23 protein-coding genes and 1 tRNA gene are annotated in these 26,047 nt (G+C 63.4%); 16 read left to right on the top strand and 8 right to left on the bottom strand.

Features of this window, described 5'->3' with window-relative positions; translation table 11 throughout:
- Positions 1–5: 5 nt before the first annotated feature.
- On the bottom strand, positions 6–2,156 hold the full coding sequence (locus tag AB3X86_RS03655) for a heavy metal translocating P-type ATPase (protein WP_368594945.1): 2,151 nt from the start codon (positions 2,154–2,156) through the stop codon (positions 6–8).
- Between the two features lie 357 nt (positions 2,157–2,513).
- Between AB3X86_RS03655 and cadR the strand changes: the two genes are divergently transcribed.
- The 6 genes from cadR to AB3X86_RS03625 all read left to right on the top strand — a co-directional run bounded on the left by cadR (position 2,514) and on the right by AB3X86_RS03625 (position 8,051).
- Positions 2,514–2,945, top strand: a complete 432-nt coding sequence (gene cadR, locus AB3X86_RS03650) for a Cd(II)/Pb(II)-responsive transcriptional regulator (RefSeq protein WP_176109857.1) — start codon at positions 2,514–2,516, stop codon at positions 2,943–2,945.
- Positions 2,946–3,070: 125 nt separating this feature from the next.
- Positions 3,071–3,271: a hypothetical protein gene (locus AB3X86_RS03645; protein ID WP_176109856.1), complete on the top strand. Its 201-nt coding sequence runs from the start codon at positions 3,071–3,073 to the stop codon at positions 3,269–3,271.
- A gap of 23 nt (positions 3,272–3,294) precedes the next feature.
- The gene (gene dbpA / locus AB3X86_RS03640; RefSeq protein ID WP_368594944.1) at positions 3,295–4,698 is read left to right on the top strand and encodes an ATP-dependent RNA helicase DbpA; all 1,404 of its coding nucleotides are present in this window, start codon (positions 3,295–3,297) and stop codon (positions 4,696–4,698) included.
- A 331-nt stretch (positions 4,699–5,029) separates the two neighbouring features.
- Positions 5,030–6,184: a pyridoxal phosphate-dependent aminotransferase gene (locus AB3X86_RS03635; RefSeq protein ID WP_368594943.1), complete on the top strand. Its 1,155-nt coding sequence runs from the start codon at positions 5,030–5,032 to the stop codon at positions 6,182–6,184.
- Positions 6,185–6,248: 64 nt separating this feature from the next.
- Positions 6,249–7,043 carry an ABC transporter substrate-binding protein gene (locus AB3X86_RS03630; RefSeq protein ID WP_176109853.1) on the top strand — a complete coding sequence of 265 codons (795 nt, stop codon included), beginning with the start codon at positions 6,249–6,251 and terminating at the stop codon, positions 7,041–7,043.
- Positions 7,044–7,184: 141 nt separating this feature from the next.
- A complete protein-coding gene (locus AB3X86_RS03625; protein ID WP_368594942.1) occupies positions 7,185–8,051 on the top strand; it encodes an AraC family transcriptional regulator in 867 nt (288 codons plus the stop codon).
- Positions 8,052–8,100: 49 nt separating this feature from the next.
- On the opposite strand, the gene AB3X86_RS03620 is transcribed toward AB3X86_RS03625, so the two are convergent.
- Positions 8,101–8,688: a LysE family translocator gene (locus AB3X86_RS03620; RefSeq protein WP_368594941.1), complete on the bottom strand. Its 588-nt coding sequence runs from the start codon at positions 8,686–8,688 to the stop codon at positions 8,101–8,103.
- Between the two features lie 422 nt (positions 8,689–9,110).
- On the opposite strand from AB3X86_RS03620, the gene AB3X86_RS03615 reads away from it, so the two are divergent.
- The gene (locus tag AB3X86_RS03615; protein ID WP_368594940.1) at positions 9,111–9,404 is read left to right on the top strand and encodes a hypothetical protein; all 294 of its coding nucleotides are present in this window, start codon (positions 9,111–9,113) and stop codon (positions 9,402–9,404) included.
- Positions 9,405–9,430: 26 nt separating this feature from the next.
- Entirely contained in the window at positions 9,431–10,948 is a 1,518-nt protein-coding gene (locus AB3X86_RS03610) for a diguanylate cyclase (protein ID WP_368594939.1), read from the top strand.
- Positions 10,949–11,235: 287 nt separating this feature from the next.
- On the opposite strand, the gene AB3X86_RS03605 is transcribed toward AB3X86_RS03610, so the two are convergent.
- A tRNA-Lys gene (locus AB3X86_RS03605) sits at positions 11,236–11,311 on the bottom strand.
- A 200-nt stretch (positions 11,312–11,511) separates the two neighbouring features.
- Between AB3X86_RS03605 and AB3X86_RS03600 the strand changes: the two genes are divergently transcribed.
- Both AB3X86_RS03600 and AB3X86_RS03595 read left to right on the top strand, forming a co-directional pair.
- Complete coding sequence (locus tag AB3X86_RS03600; protein ID WP_176122373.1) at positions 11,512–11,916, top strand: PaaI family thioesterase; 405 nt, start codon at positions 11,512–11,514, stop codon at positions 11,914–11,916.
- A 70-nt stretch (positions 11,917–11,986) separates the two neighbouring features.
- Positions 11,987–12,865 carry a patatin-like phospholipase family protein gene (locus AB3X86_RS03595; RefSeq protein WP_368587352.1) on the top strand — a complete coding sequence of 293 codons (879 nt, stop codon included), beginning with the start codon at positions 11,987–11,989 and terminating at the stop codon, positions 12,863–12,865.
- 58 nt (positions 12,866–12,923) lie between these two features.
- Here the strand turns inward: AB3X86_RS03595 and AB3X86_RS03590 are convergent, their stop codons facing one another.
- Positions 12,924–13,937, bottom strand: a complete 1,014-nt coding sequence (locus AB3X86_RS03590) for a D-2-hydroxyacid dehydrogenase family protein (RefSeq protein WP_368594938.1) — start codon at positions 13,935–13,937, stop codon at positions 12,924–12,926.
- A 385-nt stretch (positions 13,938–14,322) separates the two neighbouring features.
- Here AB3X86_RS03590 and AB3X86_RS03585 point away from each other — a divergent pair, with 385 nt between their 5' ends.
- Positions 14,323–16,179, top strand: coding sequence for a phosphoenolpyruvate carboxykinase (GTP) (locus AB3X86_RS03585; RefSeq protein ID WP_368594937.1), 1,857 nt, complete (start codon positions 14,323–14,325; stop codon positions 16,177–16,179).
- Positions 16,180–16,195: 16 nt separating this feature from the next.
- On the opposite strand, the gene AB3X86_RS03580 is transcribed toward AB3X86_RS03585, so the two are convergent.
- A complete protein-coding gene (locus AB3X86_RS03580; RefSeq protein ID WP_368594936.1) occupies positions 16,196–16,480 on the bottom strand; it encodes a hypothetical protein in 285 nt (94 codons plus the stop codon).
- 39 nt (positions 16,481–16,519) lie between these two features.
- On the opposite strand from AB3X86_RS03580, the gene AB3X86_RS03575 reads away from it, so the two are divergent.
- Complete coding sequence (locus tag AB3X86_RS03575) at positions 16,520–17,623, top strand: LysR family transcriptional regulator (RefSeq protein ID WP_368594935.1); 1,104 nt, start codon at positions 16,520–16,522, stop codon at positions 17,621–17,623.
- A gap of 195 nt (positions 17,624–17,818) precedes the next feature.
- Here the strand turns inward: AB3X86_RS03575 and AB3X86_RS03570 are convergent, their stop codons facing one another.
- The 3 genes from AB3X86_RS03570 to dprA form a co-directional block, all read right to left on the bottom strand.
- A complete protein-coding gene (locus AB3X86_RS03570; protein WP_368594934.1) occupies positions 17,819–20,485 on the bottom strand; it encodes a DNA topoisomerase III in 2,667 nt (888 codons plus the stop codon).
- 310 nt (positions 20,486–20,795) lie between these two features.
- The gene (locus AB3X86_RS03565; RefSeq protein ID WP_176380643.1) at positions 20,796–21,173 is read right to left on the bottom strand and encodes a thioredoxin family protein; all 378 of its coding nucleotides are present in this window, start codon (positions 21,171–21,173) and stop codon (positions 20,796–20,798) included.
- A gap of 101 nt (positions 21,174–21,274) precedes the next feature.
- Positions 21,275–22,504, bottom strand: a complete 1,230-nt coding sequence (gene dprA / locus AB3X86_RS03560) for a DNA-processing protein DprA (RefSeq protein ID WP_368594933.1) — start codon at positions 22,502–22,504, stop codon at positions 21,275–21,277.
- A 278-nt stretch (positions 22,505–22,782) separates the two neighbouring features.
- On the opposite strand from dprA, the gene def reads away from it, so the two are divergent.
- From def to htpX, 4 genes are all read left to right on the top strand, one after another.
- Positions 22,783–23,286: a peptide deformylase gene (gene def, locus AB3X86_RS03555; protein WP_368594932.1), complete on the top strand. Its 504-nt coding sequence runs from the start codon at positions 22,783–22,785 to the stop codon at positions 23,284–23,286.
- Positions 23,287–23,315: 29 nt separating this feature from the next.
- Complete coding sequence (fmt, locus tag AB3X86_RS03550) at positions 23,316–24,311, top strand: methionyl-tRNA formyltransferase (protein WP_368594931.1); 996 nt, start codon at positions 23,316–23,318, stop codon at positions 24,309–24,311.
- A gap of 116 nt (positions 24,312–24,427) precedes the next feature.
- Complete coding sequence (locus AB3X86_RS03545) at positions 24,428–25,069, top strand: LysE family translocator (RefSeq protein WP_176367364.1); 642 nt, start codon at positions 24,428–24,430, stop codon at positions 25,067–25,069.
- A gap of 105 nt (positions 25,070–25,174) precedes the next feature.
- Positions 25,175–26,032 (top strand): zinc metalloprotease HtpX, encoded by an 858-nt coding sequence (gene htpX, locus AB3X86_RS03540; RefSeq protein ID WP_013088049.1) that lies wholly within the window; start codon positions 25,175–25,177, stop codon positions 26,030–26,032.
- Positions 26,033–26,047: the final 15 nt, after the last annotated feature.

The following is a 26,047-nucleotide window of genomic DNA, read 5'->3' as shown; positions in this document are numbered from 1 at the left end:
GCCACTCACTTTCGCAACAACCTCAACCCATTTCCCACCACCAGCAAGCTCGCACCGACATCGGCGAACACCGCCATCCACATCGTGCCGAAGCCCATCAACGTCAGCACGAGAAACACGCTCTTGATGCCCAGCGCGAGCGAGATGTTCTGCACCAGCACCGCGTACGTCGCTTTCGACAGCCGGATGAACGCCGGAATCTTGCGCAGATCGTCGTCCATCAGCGCGACGTCGGCGGTCTCGATCGCCGTGTCGGTTCCCATCGCACCCATCGCGAAGCCGATATCGGCGCGCGCGAGCGCGGGCGCATCGTTGATGCCATCGCCGACCATGCCGACCGTCGCGCCATCGCTGGACCATTGCGCGATCGCGCCGAGTTTGTCCTGGGGCAACTGATCGCCGCGCGCCTCATCGACGCCGACCTGATGTGCGATCGCCTCGGCGGTGTGGCGGTTGTCGCCGGTCAGCATCGCGGTGCTGACACCGAGCCGCTGCAATTCGCTGACGGCGGCGCGGCTCGTCTCCTTCACCGTGTCGGCGACGGCGAACAGTGCGAGTACGCGTTGCGCGTCGGCGAGCAGGACGACGGTCTTGCCCTGCTCTTCGAGCGCATCCAGACGCGCTTCGAGTTGCGCCGAGCAGCGGCCCAGTTCTTCGATCAAGCGATGATTGCCGAGCCAGTACTCGATACCGTCGATATCACCGCGCACGCCGCGTCCAGCGATCGCTTCGAACGCATCGACGTGCAGGTGTTCGACGCCGTCGTCATTCGCGGCAGCAGCAATCGCCATCGAAACAGGATGATCGGAGCGGCCCGCAAGGCTCGCCGCAAGCGTGCGGTATCGCAACGTTTCACCCGCATCGCCAACCACCTCGAACTCGGTCTGCACCGGCTTGCCATACGTAATGGTGCCGGTCTTATCGAGCGCGAGCCGGGTGAGCTTGCGCCCCTGTTCGAGGTAAACGCCGCCCTTGATCAGAATCCCCTTGCGCGCGGCAGCCGCGAGCCCGCTGACGATCGTCACCGGCGTCGAAATCACGAGCGCGCACGGACATGCGATCACGAGCAGCACCAGCGCCTTGTACACCCACGCGTGCCACGCTCCACCAAACACGATCGGCGGTATCAGCGCGACGGCGAGCGCAATCGCGAACACGATCGGCGTATACACGCGCGCAAATTCATCGACGAAGCGCTGCGTCGGCGCTTTCCTGCCCTGCGCCTCCTCGACCGCATGGATGATGCGCGCGAGCATCGTGTTGCCAGCCGCAGCCGTCACACGGTAGTCGAACGAGCCCGCCTGGTTGATCGTGCCGGCGAACACATCGTCGCCGACGGCTTTGTCGACCGGCAGGCTCTCACCGGTGATCGGCGCCTGATCGACGCTCGAGCGGCCCGCGACGATTTCGCCATCGAGCGCGATCCGCTCGCCCGGCTTCACGCGCACCAGCGCGCCGGGCGCGATCGAGTCGACGCGCACGAGCTGCCATGCGCCATCGGGCTGCTGCACGCTCGCCTCGGCGGGCGTGAGCCGCATGAGCCCTTCGATCGCGTTGCGCGCGTGGTCGAGCGAGCGCGCCTCGATCAGCTCGGCGATCGTGAAGAGCACCATGACCATCGCAGCTTCGGGCCATTGGCCGAGCAGTGCCGCGCCGGTCACGGCGATGCTCATCAGCGCATTGATGTTCATGTTGCCGTTGCGCAGTGCGACCCAGCCCTTACGATACGTCGTGAGCCCGCAGGAGGCGATCGCGACGACTGCGAGTCCCGCCACTACCCACACAGGCGCACCAAGCCAACTAGCGGCTTCTGAGGTCGCCGCGATCACGCCCGAGAGGATCAACGGCCACCACGGCTTCTGTACGGCGCCAGAAGCCGCAATGGACGCCGCGCTGGCATTGCCAGCGCTGGCATCGCTCGCCAGTTCGGGCGTGAAGTCGAGCGAGCGCAGCGCGGCGAGGACCGGTTCGAGCGCATCCGACGCGTGGACGACGGTCAGCACGCGCTGCATCAGGTTGAAGTCCATGCTGCGCACGTCCGGCATGCGAGCGAGTTTCTTGCGGATCAGCGCTTCTTCGGTCGGGCAGTCCATCTGCAGGATGCGGATCGCGGTGCGCAGGTCGTCGCCGACGGCCTCGGACGCCGGCAGGCGCATCGGGGTCGGCGTGAACCCGGTGGAGGCGCAGCAGGCGCCGTGAGAGTGACCGTGGTCATGGTCATGGCCATCGTCATGATCGTGTCCTTCATGCTGATGACCACTACCCGCGTCGGCACCATGAACGTGCTCATGCCCATGCAAATGCCCGCATTCCCCATCCGTATCCATGCCATGAGCATGGTCGTGCCGTGCATCAACCTCCCCGCAAGCCCCGTGGCTACAGGCTTCGCCCACTTCTGGACGATCGGTGACAAAAGGGTTGACTTCAGGCATTGGTGGCTTCCTCGTGCGATTTGTGGTCTAGTAAACACCTTGAAGCCACTACAAGGTCAAGGCCGCGTGGAGGAAAGGTCCATGAAAATCGGCGAACTGGCGAAAATCGCTCATTGCACGACGGAAACCATCCGTTTTTACGAAAAAGAGCGCCTGCTGCCCGAGGCGGAGCGCACCGAAGCCAACTACCGCAGTTACACGGCGAAGCACGTCGAGCGCCTGCGTTTCATCCGCAATTGCCGCGCGCTTGACATGACCCACGACGAAATCCGCGCATTGCTGCGTCTGACCGACGCGCCGGCGAACGGCTGCGGCGGCATGCATACGCTGGTCGAAGAGCACATTGCGCATGTCGACACGCGTATCGAAGAACTGCATCAATTGAAGGCGCAACTGACGACACTGCGCGACCAATGCCACGGCGAGCATCCGGTCGAAGACTGCGGCATCGTGCACGGCCTGACCGACATGGATGTGGCCGTGCCGCGTCCGCGGCATACGCATCTCGGCTGACGCTATGCCGGCCGTCGTCGTGCGTTTCGAAGGCACGACGCGGCGCCGGCGCAACAACCCCATACACGGCAAGGCCGCGCGAGCGACCTTGCCGATCGATCATCGAATCCAGTTGGAGAATCAACGTGTTCACCTGTAGAAACCAGTCCTGCGGCGCGCAGTGGGAGCAATCCGACGTCGTCATCAAGAACGAAGGCCAGGGGCTCCTGTTCCGCTGTCCGCTGTGCGGCGCGCGCAACTACGTCGAGCGTTTCGACGGCGACGACGGCGAGGTGCTGTACGAGCAGCTGCCGGGCCGCCCCGATCATGGCCCGATGGCCGAGTAATCGCGATTTCTACAGACGACCCTATGAATAGTCCCACCCCCGCCGGCGCCGCATTCAGCGAACTGCCGCTCCCGCCCGCGACGCTCGCGAACCTGACGCAGCTCGGCTACCTCGAAATGACGCCGATCCAAACCGCGAGCCTGCCGATCGCGCTCGCTGGCCATGATCTGATCGCTCAGGCGAAAACCGGTAGCGGCAAGACCGCGGCGTTTTCGCTGGCGCTGCTTGCGCGCCTCGACGCGCGAAAGTTCGACACGCAGGCGATGGTTCTCTGCCCGACGCGCGAACTCGCCGATCAGGTCACACAGGAAATCCGCCGTCTCGCGCGCGCGGAAGAAAACATCAAGGTGCTGACCTTGTGCGGCGGCACGCCGATGCGTCCGCAGACGGCGAGCCTCGAACACGGCGCGCACGTCGTGGTCGGCACGCCGGGCCGTATCATGGATCACCTCGAACGTGGCACGCTCGTGCTGCAAGCGCTGAACACGCTCGTGCTTGACGAAGCCGACCGCATGCTCGACATGGGTTTCTTCGACGACATCGCGAAGGTCGCGCGGCAATGCCCGAAAGAGCGGCAAACGCTGCTGTTTTCGGCGACGTACCCGGAGGGCATCGCCAAGCTGAGCCAGCAATTCTTGCGAAACCCGAAGGAAGTGAAACTCGCCGAGCGGCACGACGACAGCAAGATCCGTCAGCGTTTCTACGAAGTGACCGAAGACGAGCGTCTGCACGCGGTCGGCCTGCTGTTGAATCACTACCGTCCGGTCAGCACGATCGCGTTCTGCAACACGAAGCAGCAGTGCCGCGATCTGCTCGACGTACTGCGCGCGCAAGGCTTTCATGCGCTCGCGCTGCACGGCGAACTCGATCAACGCGAGCGCGATCAGGTGCTGATCCAGTTCGCGAACCGCAGCTGCTCGGTGCTGGTCGCGACCGACGTAGCCGCGCGCGGCCTCGATATCGCGCAACTCGAAGCGGTGATCAACGTCGACGTGACGCCGGACCCGGAAGTGCACACGCACCGCATCGGCCGCACGGGCCGGGCCGACCAGGAAGGCTGGGCGCTGAGTCTCGCGAGCATGGAAGAGATGGGGCGTGTCGGCGGGATCGAGCAGGCGCACAAGCGCGACGTCGAGTGGCACAAGCTGGCCGAGCTGAAGGCGGCCAGCAACGACCCGCTGCTGCCGCCGATGGAAACGCTGCAGATTCTCGGCGGCCGCAAGGACAAGATCCGTCCCGGCGACGTGCTCGGCGCGCTGACCGGCGACGCCGGTTTCGCGGGTTCGCAGATCGGCAAGATCAACGTGACCGACATGTCGACTTATGTCGCGGTGGAGCGCAGCATCGCGCGCGAGGCGGTGCGCCGGCTCAGCGCGGGCAAGCTGAAGGGGCGTAAGGTCAAGGTCCGTTTGATGGACGAAGCGTGATTCAAGCGCAGCGCCGGCTTTCCTTGAAAGTCCGATAACTCGAAAACGGCCGCGTCTGCGGCCGTTTTCGTAGGCAAACCGCTCAGCATCACATTCCTTCATAGCTACGCGGGTTCCCGCATTCGCCACCGCCTCCCCACAAACCATGATCCCGCTGGCTTACCCCGGCGCGCAGCGGCCTACCGCGAGCCATGACGAAAACGCATGCCGCGCATGACAAAGTTTCGATTGTGAGCGTTCTTTGGCTGATGCCTAATCACCCCACTGGAAGGAACGCCCCGCCGCCGCCGTTTCGTGCGGCCGCCGCGGCTGAAGAAAGGGAGAAAGTCTTATGCAGAGCGCCACGCAAGCCCGCTCGAAACTGCCGGACGTCGGCACCACCATTTTTACCGTGATCGGCCAGCTGGCCGCGCAACACGATGCATTGAACCTGTCGCAGGGCGCACCGAATTTCGCGCCGGACCCGAAGCTCGTCGACGGCGTCGCACAGGCGATGCGCGCCGGTCACAACCAGTACGCGCCGATGGCCGGCATCGTCGCGCTGCGCGAAACGCTCGCGGACAAGGTGGAAACGCTATACGGCGTGCGCTACGACCCGGCCAGCGAAGTGACGGTGCTCGCGAGCGCGAGCGAAGGGCTCTACTCGACGATCAGCGCGCTCGTGCATCCGGGTGACGAAGTGATTTACTTCGAGCCGTCGTTCGACAGCTATGGCCCGATCGTGCGCCTGCAGGGCGCGAAGCCGGTTGCGATCAAGCTGTCGCTCGATCACTTCCGCGTGAACTGGGACGAGGTCGCCGCGGCGATCACGCCGAAGACGCGCATGATCATCGTCAACACGCCGCACAATCCGACCGCGATGATCTTTAGCGACGCCGATATCGCGCGGCTGAAGGCGCTCACGCGCAATACCGACATCGTGATTCTGTCCGACGAGGTCTATGAGCACGTCGTGTTCGACGGCGCGAAGCATCAGAGCATGGCGCGCCATCGCGAACTCGCGGAGCGCAGCGTGATCGTGTCGTCGTTCGGCAAGTCGTATCACGTGACCGGCTGGCGCGTCGGCTATTGCCTCGCACCCGCCGCGCTGATGGACGAAATCCGCAAGGTCCACCAGTTCATGGTGTTCTCCGCCGATACGCCGATGCAACACGCGTTCGTCGACGCGCTCGCCAATCGCGACAGCTATCTCGGCCTGTCCGACTTCTATCAGAAGAAGCGCGATCTGCTCGCGCATGCGCTGCGCGAATCGCGCTTCGAGTTGTTGCCGAGCGAAGGCAGTTTCTTTATGCTCGCCCGGTTCCGCGGCTTCTCCGATGAAAGCGACAGCGATTTCGTGCTGCGCCTGATCCGCGATGCGCGCGTCGCGACGATTCCGTTGTCGGCGTTCTACACCGACGGCACGGATTCGGGGCTGATTCGCCTGAGTTTCTCGAAGGACGACGCGACGCTGCTCGAAGGCGCGCGGCGTTTGTGTGAAATCTGAGCGCGCGAGAGGACACTCCACGTATCGAAGTGATCAAGGTATTCGAAGAAAGAAGGGAGACGTTATGAAGATTCTTAAGTGCTTGTTGGCGCTGGCCTGTGCCGGCGCGTCGCTTGCCACATGGTCGGCCGCCAGCGCCGCCGATACCGCGACGCTGCGTTTCGGCCTCGAAGCGCAGTACCCGCCGTTCGAATCGAAAGGACCGAACGGCGAACTGCAAGGGCTCGATATCGACGTGGGCAACGCGGTCTGCGCGGCCGCGCATATGACGTGCAAATGGGTCGAAACCTCGTTCGACGGCCTGATTCCGGCGCTGCAGGGCCGCAAGTTCGACGCGATCAATTCGGCGATGAACGCGACCGAACAGCGCCGTCAGGCGATCGATTTCACGACCGTCGTCTATCGCGTGCCGTCGCAGCTGATCGCGCGCAGCGACAGCGGTCTGCAGCCGACGCCCGAGTCGCTGAAGGGCAAGCGCATCGGCGTACTGCAAGGCTCGATTCAGGAGACCTTCGCGAAGGTGCATTGGGAACCGGCCGGCGTGACCGTGCTGCCGTATCAGGACCAGAACCAGGTCTATACCGATCTGACCGCGGGCCGTCTCGACGGCACGCTGGTCCTCGCGCCGGCCGGACAAACGGGCTTTCTGTCGAAGCCCGAAGGCAAGGGCTATGCGTTCGTCGGTCAACCGGTGCGTGACGACAAGATTCTCGGCAGCGGCATCGCCTATGGCATTCGCAAGGGCGATACCGCGCTGCGCGATCAGTTGAACGCTGCGATTGCGAAGGTGCAAGCCGATGGCACGGTAAAGACGCTCGCCGCGAAATATCTCGGCAATATCGACGTCAGCGCCAAGTAATCGCGTCGCGTTCGGCCGGCGGCGCCGTTTGCGGGCGGCGTCGCGCGTTCGCTTGTTGGTCGGGCGTTTGACGGCTACGATACGGAGGCTTCGCGAAGTCGCAGACAACGGCGAAGTCGGCGGATCAACCGGAGAGCGCGCATGAGCGAGACGATCGAAGAGGCGAGCGCTGCAAACACCGCGCGCGCAATAGGCGCGGACGCGCCGCGCTTCTGGCGTAGCGACGCGCTACCGTTCATCGAAGCACGCTCGATCGACGATGGCCGCAAGGTCTGCTACGCCAAGCATTCGCACGAAACGTTTTCGATCGGCGCGGTGACGGGCGGACGCAGCGTGTATCTGAACCGCCACGCGCGAGAATGGATCGGCGCGGGCGCCGTCGTGATGATGAACCCCGACGATGTGCACGCGTGCAACCCGGTTGCCGGCGAGCGCTGGTCGTACCGGATGCTGCACGTCGACGTTGCCTGGTTCACGAAACTTCAGCACGAGCTGGGCTTCAACGAGAACCATGCGTTCCGCGCGTTTTCGCAGATCATGACGCTCGACGCCGCGTTGTTCGATGGCCTGAACCGGCTGTGCGCGATTCTCGCCAGCAACGATGGCGACATCGACACGCTGCGCAAGGAAAGCGCGGCCATCACTTTCTTCTCGAACGTGCAGCAAACGCTCAATCCGGCGAGCCTGCCCGAGCGTGCCGCGAGCGGCCAGCTCGCGCGTGCCGCGGAGTACATCGCCGAAAACTGCACACGCGCGCTGAAACTCGACGACGTATGCGCAGCTGCCGGGCTGTCCGCTTCACATCTGATACGCGCGTTCAAGCTGCGCTACGGCATGACGCCGCACGCGTATCTGATCAACCGACGCATCCAGTACAGTCGTGCGCAACTGCGGCGCGGCGCGCTGATCGCCGATGTCGCGCTCGATGCAGGCTTCGCCGATCAGGCGCACTTGCAGCGCACCTTCAAGCGGCTGGTGGCGGCAACGCCGGGGCAATATCGCAGCTGAGCATGACGCCGCGTGGTGAAGCCGCATCGGCAAGCAGGCGCGACTCAGGTCACTCCACGAGCAGATACATCGCACTGAGAGCGAGCAGCGCCGCCATCACGCGATTGAACACCCGGACTCGTTTCGCCTCACGCAGATGCCTGCGCAAAAACGTGCCGGCATAGGCCCAGCTCGCGATCGACAGATAGCAGAGCACGAAGTACAGCGCCGCGAATTGCCAGACGAGCCCGCCGTCGCCGCCTGCCGCATATGCGCCCATGCCGGCCAGCGATGCGAGCCACGCCTTCGGATTGAGCCATTGCATCGCCGCGCCGTGCGCGAACGACGGCCCACGCGCCAGCTTGCCCGCGCCGAGCTGGCCGTTATCGATGGTGAGCTTGTAGGCCATATAGAGCAGAAAGCCAACGCCCGCCCATTTGACGATCTCGATCAGATTGGGAAAGCGCGCGAGCAATTCGTGCAAGCCAAGGCCGATCAACAGAAGCAGCAACGTGAAACCGACCGTCGCGCCAGTGACGTGCCGCAGACTCGCGGCGAGCCCGTGCTGCGCGCCGGCGCTCAGCGCGACGACGTTCACCGGGCCGGGAGAAATGGAACTGGCGAGCGCGAACGCGGCCATCGAAAGTAATGCGGTCATCGGATGCCTCGAAACGTGAGTGTGCGAATGAATTGCGACGCTCAACGGTAACGAGACGGCGAGGGCATGTATTGAAGGAAATTACCCAATCGAAACCAAAACATAATCCGACGACGCGGTGATTCGATAACAAACACGCGTTTGAATTTCGAGCTAATTACGCGCAAACGTTACCCAAAAAATTAATTTCTGAATTATCAGGCAAATTGTACCGATCGATAGCTATGATATGTCCCTATGCAGCGCGCAAGTATTCGGCTCGATAAACAGGCCGAGACCTCGAAAAACCAGCGATACAGGGCTTAACGACTTACGCGCACGAAGTTAAATGCATCGAGCGCGCGGTGAATGCTTTGCATCAGTATCAATAGGCTGTTCCGTTTCTGCTGGAAGCGGCCAGTCGAATGGATGAAGGAGTGCATGTGGGTCCCCATGTGAGCAGGCAGAAAATTGCGGACGAATTGAACGAGCTGTGTCTCGCGTTATTCGACGGTTGGTGCGAGCGCAGGTGCGTGATTCCGCTTGCGTATCTGCTGCACGTTGGGCCGATCGTCGATGCGACGCAGCGCTCGTTCAAGCGACTACGCGACAACCTGCGGGATCTCGAATGCTGGCACCTGAACGACCTGTCCGACGAAGATAGCGGGAGGATTCGCTATCTGCTGAGTGTTCTGTCCCAACAAACCGGAAGCCTAGTGAGCACTTCGACAAACTGACTCCCGCCGTTGGAAACGCAGAGCACATGATCTATCGAAGAAAGGGCCGGTTTCGCCTGCTGATCGCACGGGCGCGCGGATGGCGGGTGCCACGCGATGGCGTCATCTGCGCCGGATGCGGCGTGGTGCTGGCAATGCTCGCGCTGTGCGGCTACACGCTGTATCAGAGCCGCGAAGATGCGATCGCGCGTGCACTGGATTCGACGCGCGATGTCGCGACGATCACCCAGCGCGACATCGCGCGCAATTTCGAGCTGTACTCGCTGTCGCTGCAGGCAGTCGCCGAGGGCCTCGGCCGTCCGGGTGTGCTCGATTCGCCGCGGTTGTGGCGCGAGATCCTGTTCGATCGCGCGGCGACCGGGCAATACGTCGGCGCGATGGTGGTGCTCGACGCAGTGGGCAACGTCGTGATCGATTCGGAAAACGACGTGCCGCGCCGGGGAAACCTCTCCGACCGCCAGTACTTCAGGATTCATCGCGAAGATCCGAATTTCGGGCTCTATGTCAGCGCGCCGTATAACTCGAGACTCAGACCCGGTTCGCGCAGCATCGCGCTGAGCCGGCGACTGTCGCGGCCGGATGGATCGTTTGCGGGAATCGTCGCGCTCGGTATCGATCAGGAGTATTTCGCCAGCCTGTTCGCGGATCTGAGGATAGGGCAGCACGGCTCGGTGTCGATCGTCAGAACGGACGGCACGATCATCGTGCGACGGCCCGACGATCGAAACGTAACCGGCACCGATATCAGCAAGACGGAGCTCTTCCAGCGGCTGCTTGCGAAAGACGAGCGCAGCTTTATCGCGTCTTCGCCGCTCGATGGCGTCGAGCGCCTCTACTCGTTCAGACGGATTCCACAATTGCCGCTGATCGTGCTGGTCGCCGATTCGACTGCCGATATCTACGCGGGCTGGTGGAAGCGCGCGCTGACGATCGGTTCGCTGATGCTGATCCTGGGGATCGGCGTGATCGTGCTGGCGGCGTGGCTCGGCGCCGAGTTGCGGCGACGACAGCAGGTGGAGCACGAACTCGAACGGCTTGCCGGCACGGACGGGCTCACCGGCTTGCCCAATCGCCGCGCACTGTGCGAAACGCTCGATCGCGAATGGCTGCGCGCGCGCCGCACCGACAGCGTGTTGTCGCTGCTATTCGTCGATATCGATCACTTCAAAGCCTACAACGATACGTATGGTCACCAGGCCGGCGACGTCGCACTGACCGCGGTCGCGCGCTGCATCCGCGGAGTGATCCAGCGGCCGGGCGATTGCGTCGGCCGATACGGCGGCGAGGAGTTCGTCGTGGTGCTGCCGGATACCGACGTGAGCGGCGCCGGGGTGGTCGGCGAGAAAATCCGCGCGGCGATCGGCGAGCTGGGCATCGCGCACGACGGCTGCGAGTTTGGGCGAGTGACGGTCAGCATCGGCGCGACCACGTCTCGGCCGGATCGGGTGACGGATGTCGGAGCCGTCGTTCGGGCTGCCGATGAGGCGTTGTATGCGGCAAAGGCCGGTGGCAGGAATATGGTCGCGCAGACGGGAGTTGGGTGACCGGTCGCTCGTGATGGCTCTCCGTCGGAAATGTTCGTTGGCGACGCTCAAGATGCGAGTCTGATACGTTCTGCTGCACGCTGGCCAATCATTTGAATTTATTCCTTTGTTGATACTCGTCCCTCCATTCATGTGAGGAAAGGAAGGGCATGTGAATGTCGGCTGCTGTTTGAGAAACTTGAGGGAAATTAGAGAAATTATGCGAAATGAGTAGAGAATGGTCGATATAACTGCGCCCAGAACGCAAAAAGCCCGGTCGTAGTGACCGGGCTTTTTGCTGAATCTTGTGGTGGGGCGTGAGTGACTCGAACACTCGACCTACGGATTAAGAGTCCGCTGCTCTACCAACTGAGCTAACGCCCCAACAGAAGCGAAATTATGCAGCATCTTTTCGAGATTGCCAAGCCCTATTCGCAGTTTTATTAAAAGAATCGCATCGCCCGAACTTGAGCGTTCCCTCGACAAAGCCGCCGTCCAGAAAACATCGTCGCGTCCAACGCGGCCGGTATCATGTCGCGGACACTACGCTGCGTGCAGCATCGCGGCTTTCGACCGGGATTGCCATGGATGACAAAGAGATTACCCAGTTGCTCGACCGAGTTCTCGCGCCATGGGTCCGGGCGCTCACGCTGACGCCGGTCAAGGTCGACGAGGAAAGCGCCACGCTGCGTCTGCCGTTCTCTGGGGAGTGGCGTCACTCGGGCGGCATGATCAGTGGCCAGGTGTTCATGGCGGCCGCGGATACGGCGATGGTCGTCGCCATCACCGCCGCGCTCGGCGGCTTCAAGCCGATGAGCACAGTGTCGCTGAACATCAACTTCATGCGCGCGGTCCGCAAGGGCGATGTGCTGATCAAGGCGCGCGTGCTACGCATGGGCCGCAATCTCGTGTTCGGCGAAGTCGAACTGTTCGACGAAGGCGGCAACATGGCCGTTCATGCCACCACGACCTACGCGTTGCTCGAGTGAACGCCCGACGGACCCGAGCCGGCCAACCAATCCACCGTAGCAAGAGCAAAGCAAGGCAAGGAAAAGCAGCATGTTCGATCAGGTCGTTTTCGCCGGTGGCGGCAACCGCTGCTGGTGGCAGGCGGGTTTCTGGGACGTCGTGCAGCCGCGGCTCGACATCCGTCCGCGCGTGATCACCGGCATTTCGGCCGGCGCCGCCACCGCCTGCATGATTTACACGCGCGGTGATTCCGACTGGGTCATGCGTTATTACGAGGACGCGTTGCGCCACAACACGCGCAACGCCTACTGGGGCAACCTGCTGCGCGGCGAGTCGGTGTTCCCCCATTACCGGATCTACCGGCAGGCGCTGCTCGATATCTATGGCGACAAGTTTTCGAGGCTCGCACAGGCGCCGGAAATCCGCATCGGCGTGTCGCATCTGCCGCGCTGGCTCGGCGCGCGAAGCGCGGTCGCGGCGGGGCTGGTCGCGTACAACATCGAAAAATACCTGCGCAAGACGCTGCATCCGACGCTTGGTCGGACGCTCGGCTTTCATCCTGAATTCGTGCGCGCGCAGGATTGCGCGAGCGTCGACGAGTTGGCAGACCTGATCCTGCAATCGTCGAGTACACCGCCGTTCACGCCGGTTCTGCGGCGCAACGGCCGGCCGGTGCTGGACGGCGGCATGGTCGATAACGTGCCGGTCGGCGCACTAGATGCCGACACGCCCGGCAACGTGCTCGTGATGGTCACGCGTCTTTATCCGCGGCCGCAGATGTTCGTCGTGCCACACGGCGTGCAGCAACGGCTTTACGTGCAGCCGTCGCGCAAGGTGCCGATTTCGAGTTGGGATTACACGAGTCCATCGCAAATGGTGCACGCCTATAACCTTGGCCGTGCCGACGGCGAGGTCTTTCTTGAACGCATCCCCGCATTGATGGAGGCGGGAGCGCACGAAGCGCGGTAAGCGAATGCGGCAGGGCGGGGCGGGACACACCGGACCCGCCGGCCACCTCGCCCACCCATCACCGCCGACGCCCGCCCTGCAGTGCCTCCGGATTCGCGACACTGGCGGTATCGCCGGCATCGAAAGCGAGGATGTTCTTGAACGCCGCCGAAAAATATAGCTCGTAGCTCTCGCGCTCCACGTAGCCGATGTGCGGCGTGCAGATCACATTTTCCATGCGCAGCAGGCTGTAGCCCTGCAGGATCGGCTCGCTTTCGTAGACGTCGATCGCGACCATCCCCGGACGGTTGTGCGATAGCGCGTTGACCAGCGCGTTCTCTTCGAGCAACTCGGCGCGGCTCGTGTTCACGAGCAGCGCGGTCGGCTTCATGCGCATCAGATCGTCCTGCTTGACGATGCCACGCGTGTCGTCGTGCAGACGCAGATGCAGCGACAACACATCGCTGGTCTCGAACAGTTCCTCACGACTCGCCGCGACGCCGTAGCCATCGGCGCGAGCGGCTTCGCGCGAATGCTCGCGGCCCCAGGTCAGCACGTTCATGCCGAACGCCTTGCCGTAGCCGGCGACCAGCCGGCCGATCTTGCCGTAGCCCCAAATCCCCAGCGTCTGGCCGCGCAGCACTTGCCCCAAACCGAAGTTCGGCGGCAGCGCCGACGTCTTCAGCCCCGACTGCTGCCAGGCGCCCTGCTTAAGGTTTGCCACGTATTGCGGAATACGGCGTTGGGCGGCCATGATGAGTGCCCACGTCAGTTCGGCCGGCGCGACCGGCGAACCGCTACCCTCGAGCACGGCAATGCCGCGCTCGGTACAGGCCGCCAGATCGATGTGGCTCGCCACTTTGCCGGTCTGACTGATCATCCGCAAACGCGGCAGCTTATCGAGCAGTTGCGACGTGATGCGAGTACGTTCGCGGATCAGGACGAGGGCGTCGACTTCCGCAAGACGGCTCGCAAGTTGTCCGAGACCGCGCACGGTATTGTTGAATACTTTGACTTCCTGGTCGGCCAGCAATTGAAAGCAGTCGAGCTTGCGAACGGCGTCCTGGTAATCGTCGAGGATGGCAATCTTCATGGTATGTAATTTGCGGCGCACCCGGGTGGTGCGAACCGAATGTTATGCTGACTGTCCCAGCATGTGACTTAGGTCACACGCTGGTCTGGCTAGATGCCCTACCGTAGAAGTTGCCGCACCAAAAAAGAACGGCAGCGCTACGTGAAGGCGAATTGAGAACGTTTTTAGCAGTTTGTTGCGTGTTGAGGCAAGCCGCTTTACACAAGGTTGCAGAAGCCTTGTAGACGCGGGCCTCCGCCTGGCAAGCTGTGTGGCCCAGGACGATCTGCGCAATCATGCGCCGGCAGTCGGAAATTGGCACGTCGGCGTGATGAATTCAATGCCTCTCGCATGCAGCGTCCCAGGGCTTGTACCGTTTTTTTTTGCTTCAAACGGAGACAAGTCGATGAATCTTCCCTCGTTCGAAGGGCCGCCCACTATCGAGGCGCCCACATGGGTCAAACACCGAAAGCTGATCGACTGGGTCCAGCGCGTCGCAGCGCTGACCAAGCCCGCACAAGTGGTCTGGTGCGACGGCTCGCAGGAAGAATATGACCGCCTGTGCGCGCAGATGGTCGAAGCAGGAACCCTGAAGAAACTCAACCCCGCCAAGCGTCCCAATTCCTACCTCGCCTGGTCCGATCCGTCCGACGTCGCGCGCGTCGAAGATCGTACCTTCATCTGCTCGCAGCGCGCCGAGGACGCCGGCCCGACCAACAACTGGATCGCTCCGGCCGAAATGCGCGCGACGCTCGACGGCCTGTTCGACGGCGCGATGCGCGGCCGCACGATGTACGTGGTGCCGTTCTCGATGGGTCCGCTCGGCTCGCCGATCGCTCACATCGGCGTCGAGTTGAGCGACAGCCCGTACGTCGTGACCAACATGCGCATCATGACGCGCATGGGCCGCAAGGTGTACGACGTGCTCGGCGAGGACGGCCCGTTCGTGCCGTGCGTGCATTCGGTCGGCGCACCGCTCGCGGCGGGCGAGCAGGACGTGTCGTGGCCTTGCAACAAGACCAAGTACATCGTGCATTTCCCCGAATCGCGCGAAATCTGGAGCTTTGGCTCGGGCTATGGCGGCAACGCGCTGCTCGGCAAGAAGTGCTTCGCGCTGCGCATTGCATCGACGATGGGCCGGGACGAGGGCTGGCTCGCCGAACACATGCTGATCCTCGGCGTCACTTCGCCGGAAGGGCGCAAGCATCACGTGGCTGCGGCGTTCCCGTCGGCGTGCGGCAAGACCAACTTTGCGATGCTGATTCCGCCGGCCGGCCTGAACGGCTGGAAAATCTCGACGATCGGCGACGATATCGCGTGGATCAAGCCGGGCAAGGACGGCCGCCTGTACGCGATCAATCCGGAAGCCGGCTACTTCGGCGTTGCGCCGGGAACGAGCGAAAAGACCAACTTCAACGCGCTCGCCACCTTGAAGGAAAACGTGATCTTCACGAACGTCGCGCTGACCGACGACGGCGACGTGTGGTGGGAAGGCATGACCGACGAGCCGCCGGCGCACCTGATCGACTGGCAGGGTAAGGACTGGACGCCGGCCGACGCAAAGGAAACCGGTCGCAAGGCGGCGCATCCGAACGCGCGCTTCACGGCGCCGGCTTCGCAGTGCCCATCGATCGATGCGGACTGGGAGAATCCTGCGGGCGTCGCCATCGACGCGTTCATCTTCGGCGGCCGTCGCTCGACCACCGTGCCGCTCGTGACCGAAGCGCGCAACTGGGTCGAGGGCGTCTACATGGCAGCGACGATGGGCTCCGAAACCACCGCCGCGGCCGCTGGCCAGCAGGGCGTGGTGCGCCGCGATCCGTTCGCGATGCTGCCATTCTGCGGCTACAACATGAGCGACTATTTCAGCCATTGGCTGAAGACCGGCGAGCGTTTGCAGCAGCTGAGCGCGAAGCTGCCGAAAATCTTCTGCGTCAACTGGTTCCGCAAGGGTCCGGACGGCAAGTTCGTGTGGCCCGGCTTTGGCGAGAACATGCGCGTGCTGAGCTGGATGGTCGGTCGCATCGAAGGCACCGCGCAGGGCGAAGAGCATGCGTTCGGCATTTCGCCGCACTATGGGGACATCGACTGGAGCGGTCTGAACTTCACCCGCGAGCAGTTCGAGCAGGTGATTTCCGTCGACGCCGCTGCATGGCGCGACGAGCTCGCGTTGCACACGAAGCTGTTTGACACACTGCAACACGGTCTGCCGCCGGCGCTATCCGAAGCTAAGCGGGCGCTCGAGGAAAAGCTCACAGCTTGACTATGTGAGTGCCCACTCAGCCTGGAAAGCCGCCCTCGGGCGGCTTTTTCTTTGGGGCTGGGTTTGTGCCCATCCTTTCGATTTCCGCAACACCGGGGCGACCGTTGCATCTGTTCGAACAAAAAAGACAGTGCAAGCTGCAGCGCAGCAGATTGTTTTCTATTTGGGAACAATCGCTGGTCAGGCCCGGTTTTATCGACACGGTCGTAGCAAAATCGACAATATTTCCTGTTTTGCGGGCAACTTCTGCACGATATTGCGAGTCGTAGGAGAATTCCAAGTTCGCTTCACTGGTTTTCACCTATTGTCAGGAAGCAGTAACAAGGCAGGGAGTTGTCCTATGGATCATTTGCAGTCGATGCGAGTTTTCGTCAAGGTGGCGGATCTCGGCAGTTTTGCCCGCGCCGCGAGCGCGATGGATATTTCCAATGCGGTTGCCACCCGTCATGTTGCCGACCTCGAAGGCCGTCTTGGTACGCGGCTGCTCAATCGCACGACACGCAGCTTGTCGCTGACCGAATCCGGTCAGGTCTATCTCGAGCGCGCCCGTCAAATTCTCGACGAACTGGAAGACGTCGAACAGATGGTGGTCGCTCGCAATCACGAACCCGTCGGCACCCTGCGCATCGTCGCGCCCGTCGTGTTCGGGCTGCATAACCTCGCGCCCGTGCTGCAAACGTATGCGGAGCGCTATCCGAAAGTCATTCCCGACGTCACGCTGGTCGATCGTCAGGTCGATCTGGTCGAGGAAGGTTTCGACGTCGGCGTCGTGATCGCGCGGCAAATGCGCAGCGCGAGCATCGTCACGCGGCGTTTGACCACCGGCTGTATGACCGTCTGCGCGACGCCGGCTTATCTGGAAAAGCATGGCACGCCGACGCGTCCCGAGCATCTGCTCGAACACCCGTGCCTGAGCTTGCCGTCCGAATACTGGGGCGATGAACGCGTGTTCACGGGGCCGGAAGGCGAAGTGCGCGTGCGGCCGTCGAACGTCATCGTCGCGAACAACACTGAGATGCTGCGGCAGTTTGCGCTGCTGGGCATGGGCATCGCGATTCTGCCGAGCTATCTGATCGGTCGCGACATGACGCGTGGCCGGCTCGTGCGTTTGCTCGGCGATTACCGTTTGCCGCAGGTCGAGATCAACATTGCGTACCCGAGCCGCCGTCACCTGCCGGCCAAGGTGCGCACGTTCATCGACCATCTGGTCGAGCACTTCAGCCAGACGCCGAACAGCGTGCTCGGCGAACAGTGGATCAAGGACGGTTTGGAGCGCCCGGCGACGTCGGCAGCGTTCGAAACTGCCGAGTCCCGCGCCCCCGAAGCGTTCGATGGCGCGGAGCCGCTGTCGCGGCTGCTCGATAGCGAACTGTCGCCTGCCGTGCCGAAACCGATGACGAAGTCGTCCCGCAGCAGCCGCCCGACGGCGTTGTCGCCGCTCTAAATCGCTGAATGTCTTAGCCCGCAGCGATGCGGGCGGACAATAAAAAGGCGCAGTCACCTGAAGTGACTGCGCCTTTTTCTATGGGCAGATGCGAATGCGGAGCAAACCGCGGGCTATGCACGGATCGCCGATCGCGGCGGCGGAATGTAGCCATTCCTTCTACCCCCGCGAGCAGCCGATCCGAATCCCGCCTAATCAGCCGATTTTACGCGCCGCGGTCTTTTTCGCCGGGGCCTTCTTGGCCGCCGCGGTCTTGGCGGCGGGCGCCTTCTTCGCCGCCACCTTCTTTTCCGCCGGCTCGGCCTTCACTGCCACCGCGGTATCGCCTTCGTCCGCTTCCGGCATCGCCTTCGCCGCCGAACGAGCACCTGAAGTCTTCGCTGCCGCGGTCTTCGCCGCCGCCGGCTCCTTCTTCTCGAATTCAAAGCCGATCTTGCCGTCGTTCTGCTTGACGAGGAACGCCTTGAAGTTTCGGCCGGTGCGCGACGACTTGAAGTTCGTCAGCAGATCGGTGCGCCCTTCCTCGAGCAGCTTGGCCATCTGCTCGCGGGCGATTTCCTGCTGCAGGATCACCTTGCCGGAGCGGAAGTCGCACGACTTCGGACTCGCGACCGAGTTTTCGCAGACGTAGCTCATGCCGTGCTCGAACACGCGGCCCTGACACTTCGGACACGCGCCGACCGGCTGCTGATCGGAAAAGTCGGGCGGTTCGCCGTCTTCGCCGGCAGCGTCCTGGCCGAAGTCGAACTCGAGCTTGTAATTCTTGATCTCGTCGTCGAGCGACAGTTTCAGGATCGCCGAGAACGGCCGACCCATCTTGCTGCGGAAGCCAGACAGCGGTCCGATCGTCTTGTTCTGCAGCAGTTCTTCGACTTCGCCGATCTCGAACTGACGGCCACCCGGGATCTTCGAGATCGAGAATTCGCATTTCGAGCACGCGAAGCGCCGGTAATTTTCCTTCACCTGGCCACCGCAATTCGGGCAAGGCGTCTGCAACGTCGCGTAATCGCCCGGGATCGTATCCGAATCGTATTCCTTCGCGCGTTTGACGATGGTTTGCGTCATGCGCGCGATTTCCTGCATGAACGCGTCGCGCGGCAGGTTGCCACGCTCCATCTGCGACAGCTTGTATTCCCATTCCCCGGTCAGTTCGGGCGCGGTCAGTTCCTTCACGCCGAGGCCGCGCAGCAGCGTCATCAGCTGGAAGGCCTTGGCGGCCGGAATCAGATCGCGGCCTTCGCGGATCAGGTACTTTTCGGTCAGTAAACCTTCGATGATTGCCGCGCGCGTCGCCGGCGTGCCGAGCCCCTTGGCCGCCATCGCCTCCCGCAATTCGTCGTCTTCGACCAGCTTGCCCGCGCCTTCCATCGCCGACAGCAGCGTCGCTTCGTTGTAGCGTGCGGGCGGTTTGGTGACCAGTTGCTGCGCGGCGATCTTGTCGGTCTTGACCTTTTCGTCTTTCTGCACCGGCACGAGGTTCGCATCTTCGCCGCTGGTTTCGCGGCCGTAGACCTGCAGCCAGCCCGGCTCGACGAGCACCTTGCCTTCGGTCTTGAAGTAATGGCCGACCACCTCGGTGATGCGCGTCGTCACACGGTATTCGGCGGCCGGGAAGAACACCGCGAGGAAGCGTTTGACGACGAGATCGTAGAGCTTCTGTTCCGGCTCGGACAGATTCTTCGGTGCCTGCAGCGTCGGGATGATGGCGAAGTGGTCGCTGATCTTCGAATTGTCGAAGATGCGCTTGTTCGGCTTTACCCAGCCCTTGTCGAGCACCTGTTTCGCGAACGGCAGGTAGTTGTTGCTCTCCTTGAGCATGCCGAGCGTCTGCTTGACCGTGTCCAGATAGTCTTCCGGCAGCGCGCGCGCGTCGGTTCGCGGATAGGTCAGCACCTTGTGCTTTTCGTACAGCGCCTGAGCGAGGCCCAGCGTATTCTTCGCCGAAAAGCCGAAGCGGCCGTTGGCTTCACGCTGCAGGCTGGTCAGGTCGAAAAGGGCAGGCGACAGCTGGGTCGATGGTTTCGACTCCTCGGTCACCACGCCCATCTGGCCACGGCAGGCCGCGACGATCGTCTCTGCCGCGGGCAGCGACCAGAGGCGCGAATCGCGCTTTTCCGGATCGAACTCGTCGCGCTTGAATTTCGGGTCGAACCAGCGGCCTTCATAAAAGCCGGCCGCGCAGACGAACTCCGCCTTCACTTCCCAGTAGTCGCGCGGCACGAAGCGTCGAATCTTCTCTTCGCGTTCGACGACGATCGACAGCGTCGGCGTCTGCACGCGGCCGACCGTGGTCAGGAAAAAGCCGCCGCCCTTGCTGTTGAACGCGGTCATCGCGCGCGTGCCGTTGATGCCGACGAGCCAGTCCGCTTCCGAGCGGCAGCGCGCCGCGTCGGCGAGCGGCTGCATCTCTTCGTCGCTGCGCAGGCGTGCGAAACCCTCGCGGATCGAGCCGGCCGTCATCGACTGCAGCCACAGCCGTTGCACCGGCTGTTTGGCTTTCGCGTGCTGAGCGATCAGGCGGAAAATCAGCTCGCCCTCGCGCCCCGCGTCGCATGCGTTGATCAGACGGTCGATATCCTTGCGCTTCATCAACTTGGTCAGCACCTTCAGGCGCGACTCGCTCTTCGCGATCGGATTCAGATCGAAATGCGGAGGAATGACGGGTAGGTTGGCAAAGCTCCACTTGCCGCGCTTGACTTCGTATTCGTCGGGTGCGGCGATTTCCAGCAGATGGCCCACTGCCGACGAAAGAACGTAGTCGTCGCTTTCGTAGTACTCGTCATGCTTGGTAAAGCCGCCCAAAGCGCGCGCGATGTCGTTCGCGACAGAAGGCTTTTCGGCGATGATCAGTGCTTTGGACATGACTCGATGTGAGGTTGGTAGATCCGGGTTGGTGGCCTTGAGCGCCAACATGGCGCGCGACGCTCGCTTGAGACCTCTTTCGACCCAATAACGACCGCTTTATAGCACAAGGCGCGAACCCAACGGGTCAAGTGCGATAAAAGCGCGCCATCATAATTGCGCGTCCGGCGGTTGATCAACTGCGGCAAACGCCGCGTGCGGACAGCGATGCCAGCGGCGATGCTGTCCCAGAAATGGTCGGCGACGGCCCGTGCCACAAGCCGCGCTTCGCGAGGCTTTCCGTTTGGCCGTGCGGCGCGCCAAGCCGCCTTCAGGCGACCGCCAGCGCAGGCCGCAGCTTCGGCGCACCGGTCACGCCGGGCAGTGCGGTCAGATCCGACAGCATCCGCTCGACGATCGACACCTGTGGCAAAACCGTACCGAAAAACCGTGTCGTCACCGAGTCTTCGATCAGGACGGTCGGGAAATTCTCGACGTCCAGATCGTCGAACCGATCCGCATGAGTTTCGATGTCGATCCATGCGAAGCAGACTTCCGGGTGCCGCTCGGCCAGCTGGTTGAAGGCGTCCCGGTACTCGCGACACGTTCCGCACCACTCCGCGCACAGGCATGCAACGAACAGAGTGTCGGGGTCGTTGACGCGCTCGGCGATCCGGTCCTGGTCGGTGTCGAGGTTCAGCGCGGGCATGAAGTGATTTCCTTGTGTGCTTTGTCGGGTGCTTTGGCGCGAATGTAGCATGGCCGGTCGCGAAGAGTTGCCAATCTGCGTTGATGCCGGTCAGTCTCGGCTCAGTCATGATGGGCTCGCATGAAGCGGCCGCCGGGCAGCAGTGTGACCTCGCCGGCGAGTTCGAGCCGGAGCAGGGCGGCGTGCAGGGCCGCGTCCTGCATCTCGGTGCGAGCGGCCAGAATTTCAAGGGTGGTCGGTGAGTGGCCGAGCGCGGCGAGCAGACGTTGGGAGTCGGGGGCGAGCGCCGGCTGTGGGGCCGGCCCGATCGGCCGTGTATCGGCGAAGGCAGCGCTCGCAGCTCGCAAAGCGGTCCCGCCCGACGAAACGCGCAAACGCGCCTGATCCAGCGGAGCTGCCTGTTTCGCTGCGCGTCCCGCGTGGTTCGCCGTCCGTCGGACAAAACCCAGCTCTTCCAGCACCTCGTCCGGTGTTTCCACGAGCCGTGCGCCCTGCTTGATCATCCGATGACAGCCGCGCGACAACGGCGCGTAAATCGATCCTGGCAGCGCGAACACGTCGCGCCCCATCTCGTTGGCGAGCCGCGCGGTAATCAGCGAACCGGAGCGCATAGCCGCCTCGACGATCACGACTCCGCTGACCAGCCCGGCGATCAGCCGGTTGCGCTGTGGGAAATTGGCGGCGCGCGCCGGCGTGCCGAGCGGCCACTCCGACAGAATTGCGCCCTGCGCCGCGATCTGCCGCGCGAGCGCCTGATGCGCGGCCGGATAGACGAGGTCCGCGCCGGTGCCGATCACCGCGACCGTCCCGCCGACACCTTCGAGCCCGCCCCGATGCGCGGCGCCGTCGATGCCGAGCGCGAGCCCCGAGACGACCGTCACGCCCGCCGCCGACAGCGCTCGCGCGAACCGCCGCGCATCCTCGATGCCCTGCGGCGTCGCGCTGCGGCTGCCCACCAGCGCGACCGCGCGCGTATGCAGCAGATCGAGCCGGCCCTTTATATATAGAAGCGGCGGCGGATCGGGCATCGTCAGCAGCGCGGGCGGGTAGGCGGGGTCGTCGAGCGTGACGATCTGGTTGCCCGGCTGCTCGCGCCATGCGAGCACCGCCTCGAGCTGGCCGTCGAACGCCGGACCCGGCGGCGCCAGCACCGCGCGCGCAGCGGTCTCACCGGCGACCTCGGCGAGCGCATCCGGCGACTGCGCAAACAGCGCTTCCGGCAGTCCGAATGCGGCTAGCAACAGGCGCAACGCCGCGGGTCTGAGGCCCGGCGCAAGCGACAACCGTAGCCAGGCGGCCAGTTCGATACGGGTTGCGGGCAAGGTGTGCATGTGGGTCGCTCCTCTGGCGGGGCCTGCGGGCAGGCGGGCGCCATGCTAAAATTTTCATGATCCGAAATAAAACCGTGCTGCAATAGAACGGCAATGAGCCGCGAATACCGCGGCGCCGCGCGTGAGCGCGCGGGTTCGTCGTCGGGCGCGCGAGGCGCGTTGAATCGAACTGGTTCGACACCATCTATCCTCTGCGTATTACGACGGGCTCACAACCTGGCCGAATGGCCAACGCGAGCCTCCAATGGTTAGCGGCGTCTGAAATCACACTCGAAATCATGGCTTTACTGAATATCCTCAATTACCCCGACAAACGGCTGCACAAGGTGGCGAAGCCAGTCGAGGAGGTCAACGACCGTATCCGCCGCCTCGTCGCCGACATGGCCGAAACGATGTACGCGGCGCCCGGCGTCGGCCTCGCCGCCACCCAGGTGGACGTGCACGAACGCGTGATCGTGATCGACGTGTCGGAAACGCACGACGAATTGCTCGCGTTCATCAACCCGGAAATCATCTGGTCGAGCGATGAGAGGAAGTTGTCGGAAGAGGGCTGCCTGTCGGTGCCCGGGATCTACGACAACGTCGAGCGTGCCGAGAAAGTGCGCGTGCGTGCGCTCAACGAGAAGGGCGAAACGTTCGAGCTCGATTGCGAGGACCTCCTCGCCGTGTGCATCCAGCACGAGATGGATCACCTGATGGGCCGCGTGTTCGTCGAATATCTGTCGCCGCTGAAGCAAACGCGCATCAAGAACAAGATGAAGAAGCTCGCCCACGCGATGTAACGCGCTTTCAACTTGCCCGCCGCTCATTCATGACTCATTCGTTGCGCGTCATCTTTGCCGGTACGCCGGAATTCGCCGCGGCCGCGCTGGCCGCGATTCATCGCGCCGGGTTTGCCGTGCCGCTCGTCTTGACGCAGCCGGACCGGCCCGCGGGACGCGGCATGAAGCTGCAGGCGAGCCCCGTCAAGCGCTACGCACAGGAGCATGGCCTCGCGGTTGCGCAGCCCACGTCGCTGCGCCGCGCCGGCAAGTACCCCGAGGAAGCCGCCGCCGGCATCGAGCAACTGCGCGCGACGCCGCACGACGTGATGGTGGTCGCCGCCTACGGGCTGATCCTGCCGCAGGAAGTGCTCGACATTCCGCGCTTCGGCTGCATCAACATTCACGCGTCGCTGCTGCCGCGCTGGCGCGGCGCGGCGCCGATTCATCGCGCGATCGAAGCGGGCGACGCGCAAACCGGCATCACGCTGATGCAGATGGACGCCGGCCTCGACACCGGCGCGATGATCTCCGAAGTCCGGACCCCGATCTCCGCCGACGACACCACCGCCACGCTGCACGACCGCCTCGCCGAGCACGGCGCGCAACTGATCGTCGATGCCCTGACCGAGCTCGAGCGCAGCGGCAAGCTGGCCTCGACCCCGCAACCGGCCGACGGCGTGACCTACGCCGAGAAAATCGCCAAGCACGAAGCGGCGCTCGACTGGCGCCGCCCGGCCGAGGCGCTTGCGCGCCAGGTGCGCGCGTTCGATCCGTTCCCCGGCGGCGCCGGCACGCTCGCCGACGGCAGCACCGTCAAGATCTGGGCCGCCACCGCCGTGGCCTCGCCGACCTCCGGCAACGACAAGACGCCTGGCACCATCACCGAGGTTTCTCCCGACGGCGTGCTGGTCGCTTGCGGCGAAGGCGCACTGCGTCTGACGCAATTGCAGAAGCCCGGTGGCAAGCGCCTGCCGGTGCGCGAATTCCTTGCCGGTTCGCCGTTCGCCGCAGGCCAGCGCTTCGAGCTTCCCGAGGCGCAATAAGCGCGGCGCGCGCCCCGGAGCATCGTCGATTCCGCCGGCGTTCCCTGCGCGCGCCGCGAGCCCGCCGCGCGTTAGAATCCTCCATGCGGCAGACCAGGTTTTCGAGGGTTCATCACATGTTCGGCATCGTCCATTTCGAGTTTTTCATCGTCGCGGTTTTTCTCCTGAACATCACGCCGGGGCCGGATACCGCTTATATCGTCGGGCGCAGCGTCGCCCAGGGCCGCGGCGCGGGGCTGATGTCGGCGCTCGGCATTTCGGCGGGCTGCTGCATTCACTCGCTGGCCTGCGCGTTCGGGCTGACCGCGCTGCTGGCCGCGTCGGCCACCGCGTTCACCATCGTCAAATTCGTCGGCGCGATTTATCTGATCTATCTGGGTGTGCGCCTGATCTTCACGAAGCCGGCCGCGGTTGCACCTGCCGGCGACGCGCGTGCGCCGTCCACGCCGAAGTCGCTGCGGCAGTTGTTCCTGCAAGGCTTCTGGACCAATGTGCTGAACCCGAAGGTCGTGCTGTTCTTCGTGTCGTTCTTCCCGCAGTTCGTCGCGACGGGCAGCGAACACAAGACCTTCGCGTTTCTGGCGCTCGGCGCGGTCTTCGTGCTGATGAGCATGGTCTGGAACAGCTTCGTCGCGTGGATCGCGGGCAGCGTCACGCAGCGTTTCTCGGGCAAGCCGACGGTCAAGCGTTGGCTCGATCGCGGCGTCGGCAGCGCGTTCGTGGGCCTCGGCATCAAACTCGCGACCGCCTCGCGATGATTGAATTTTCCCGCATCGCCCATATCTAACGTTTCGCTTACAATCTGGCGCCGCAATCGCGCGGCACGGAGACGAAGGCCACGCTCGGGGCAAGGAGTTGCAGACATGTTCAATTGGGTGAAAACCGCGATGTTGATGGCCGCGATTACGGCCCTTTTCATCGTGATCGGCGGGATGATAGGCGGGTCGCGCGGCATGATGCTCGCGCTCGTGATCGCCCTTGGGATGAATTTCTTTTCGTACTGGTTCTCGGACAAGATGGTCCTGCGCATGTACAACGCGCAGGAAGTCGACGAAAACAGTGCGCCGCAGTTCTATCGGATGGTGCGCGATCTCGCCACGCGCGCGAACCTGCCGATGCCGCGCGTCTACCTGATCAACGAAGACGCGCCGAACGCATTCGCCACCGGCCGCAATCCGGAGCACGCGGCGGTCGCGGCGACCACCGGCATTCTGCGCGTGCTGTCCGAGCGCGAAATGCGCGGCGTCATGGCGCACGAACTTTCGCACGTGAAGCACCGCGACATTCTGATCTCGACGATTTCTGCGACCATGGCCGGCGCGATTTCCGCGTTGGCGAACTTCGCGATGTTCTTCGGCGGCCGCGACGAAAACGGGCGTCCCGCGAACCCGATCGCGAGCATCGCGGTTGCGCTGCTCGCGCCGATTGCGGGCGCGCTGATCCAGATGGCGATTTCGCGTGCGCGCGAATTCGAAGCCGACCGTGGCGGCGCGCAAATTTCGGGCGACCCGCAGGCCTTGGCGTCGGCGCTCGACAAGATCCATCGCTATGCGAGCGGCATTCCGTTCCCGACGGCCGAGGCGCATCCGGCCACCGCGCAGATGATGATCATGAATCCGCTCTCGGGCGGCGGTATCGCGAACCTGTTCTCGACACACCCTGCGACCGAAGAACGCATCGCACGTCTGATGGAAATGGCGCGCACCGGGCGCTTCGACTGAGCCGCCGGGTCGTTC

This window comes from Paraburkholderia sp. BR14374 (genome assembly GCF_040948685.1).
Taxonomy (GTDB): domain Bacteria; phylum Pseudomonadota; class Gammaproteobacteria; order Burkholderiales; family Burkholderiaceae; genus Paraburkholderia; species Paraburkholderia youngii.
The sequence above is the reverse complement of the archived record's forward strand: the minus strand, read 5'-3'. Positions and strand labels throughout refer to the sequence as shown.

Excerpts from the sequence above, each read along its gene's own strand:
- AB3X86_RS03625 (WP_368594942.1), top strand. The coding sequence starts at position 7,185 with ATGAGCGAGACGATCGAAGAGGCGAGCGCTGCAAACACCGCGCGCGCA.
- AB3X86_RS03600 (WP_176122373.1), top strand. The coding sequence starts at position 11,512 with ATGGATGACAAAGAGATTACCCAGTTGCTCGACCGAGTTCTCGCGCCA.
- AB3X86_RS03575 (WP_368594935.1), top strand. The coding sequence starts at position 16,520 with ATGGATCATTTGCAGTCGATGCGAGTTTTCGTCAAGGTGGCGGATCTC.
- AB3X86_RS03545 (WP_176367364.1), top strand. The coding sequence starts at position 24,428 with ATGTTCGGCATCGTCCATTTCGAGTTTTTCATCGTCGCGGTTTTTCTC.
- AB3X86_RS03635 (WP_368594943.1), top strand. The coding sequence starts at position 5,030 with ATGCAGAGCGCCACGCAAGCCCGCTCGAAACTGCCGGACGTCGGCACC.
- AB3X86_RS03610 (WP_368594939.1), top strand. The coding sequence starts at position 9,431 with ATGATCTATCGAAGAAAGGGCCGGTTTCGCCTGCTGATCGCACGGGCG.
- dbpA (WP_368594944.1), top strand. The coding sequence starts at position 3,295 with ATGAATAGTCCCACCCCCGCCGGCGCCGCATTCAGCGAACTGCCGCTC.
- cadR (WP_176109857.1), top strand. The coding sequence starts at position 2,514 with ATGAAAATCGGCGAACTGGCGAAAATCGCTCATTGCACGACGGAAACC.
- AB3X86_RS03655 (WP_368594945.1), bottom strand. The coding sequence starts at position 2,156 with ATGCGCCTGCCGGCGTCCGAGGCCGTCGGCGACGACCTGCGCACCGCG.
- AB3X86_RS03595 (WP_368587352.1), top strand. The coding sequence starts at position 11,987 with ATGTTCGATCAGGTCGTTTTCGCCGGTGGCGGCAACCGCTGCTGGTGG.
- AB3X86_RS03570 (WP_368594934.1), bottom strand. The coding sequence starts at position 20,485 with ATGTCCAAAGCACTGATCATCGCCGAAAAGCCTTCTGTCGCGAACGAC.
- AB3X86_RS03630 (WP_176109853.1), top strand. The coding sequence starts at position 6,249 with ATGAAGATTCTTAAGTGCTTGTTGGCGCTGGCCTGTGCCGGCGCGTCG.
- AB3X86_RS03585 (WP_368594937.1), top strand. The coding sequence starts at position 14,323 with ATGAATCTTCCCTCGTTCGAAGGGCCGCCCACTATCGAGGCGCCCACA.
- fmt (WP_368594931.1), top strand. The coding sequence starts at position 23,316 with ATGACTCATTCGTTGCGCGTCATCTTTGCCGGTACGCCGGAATTCGCC.
- AB3X86_RS03620 (WP_368594941.1), bottom strand. The coding sequence starts at position 8,688 with ATGACCGCATTACTTTCGATGGCCGCGTTCGCGCTCGCCAGTTCCATT.
- dprA (WP_368594933.1), bottom strand. The coding sequence starts at position 22,504 with ATGCACACCTTGCCCGCAACCCGTATCGAACTGGCCGCCTGGCTACGG.
- def (WP_368594932.1), top strand. The coding sequence starts at position 22,783 with ATGGCTTTACTGAATATCCTCAATTACCCCGACAAACGGCTGCACAAG.
- AB3X86_RS03590 (WP_368594938.1), bottom strand. The coding sequence starts at position 13,937 with ATGAAGATTGCCATCCTCGACGATTACCAGGACGCCGTTCGCAAGCTC.
- htpX (WP_013088049.1), top strand. The coding sequence starts at position 25,175 with ATGTTCAATTGGGTGAAAACCGCGATGTTGATGGCCGCGATTACGGCC.
- AB3X86_RS03565 (WP_176380643.1), bottom strand. The coding sequence starts at position 21,173 with ATGCCCGCGCTGAACCTCGACACCGACCAGGACCGGATCGCCGAGCGC.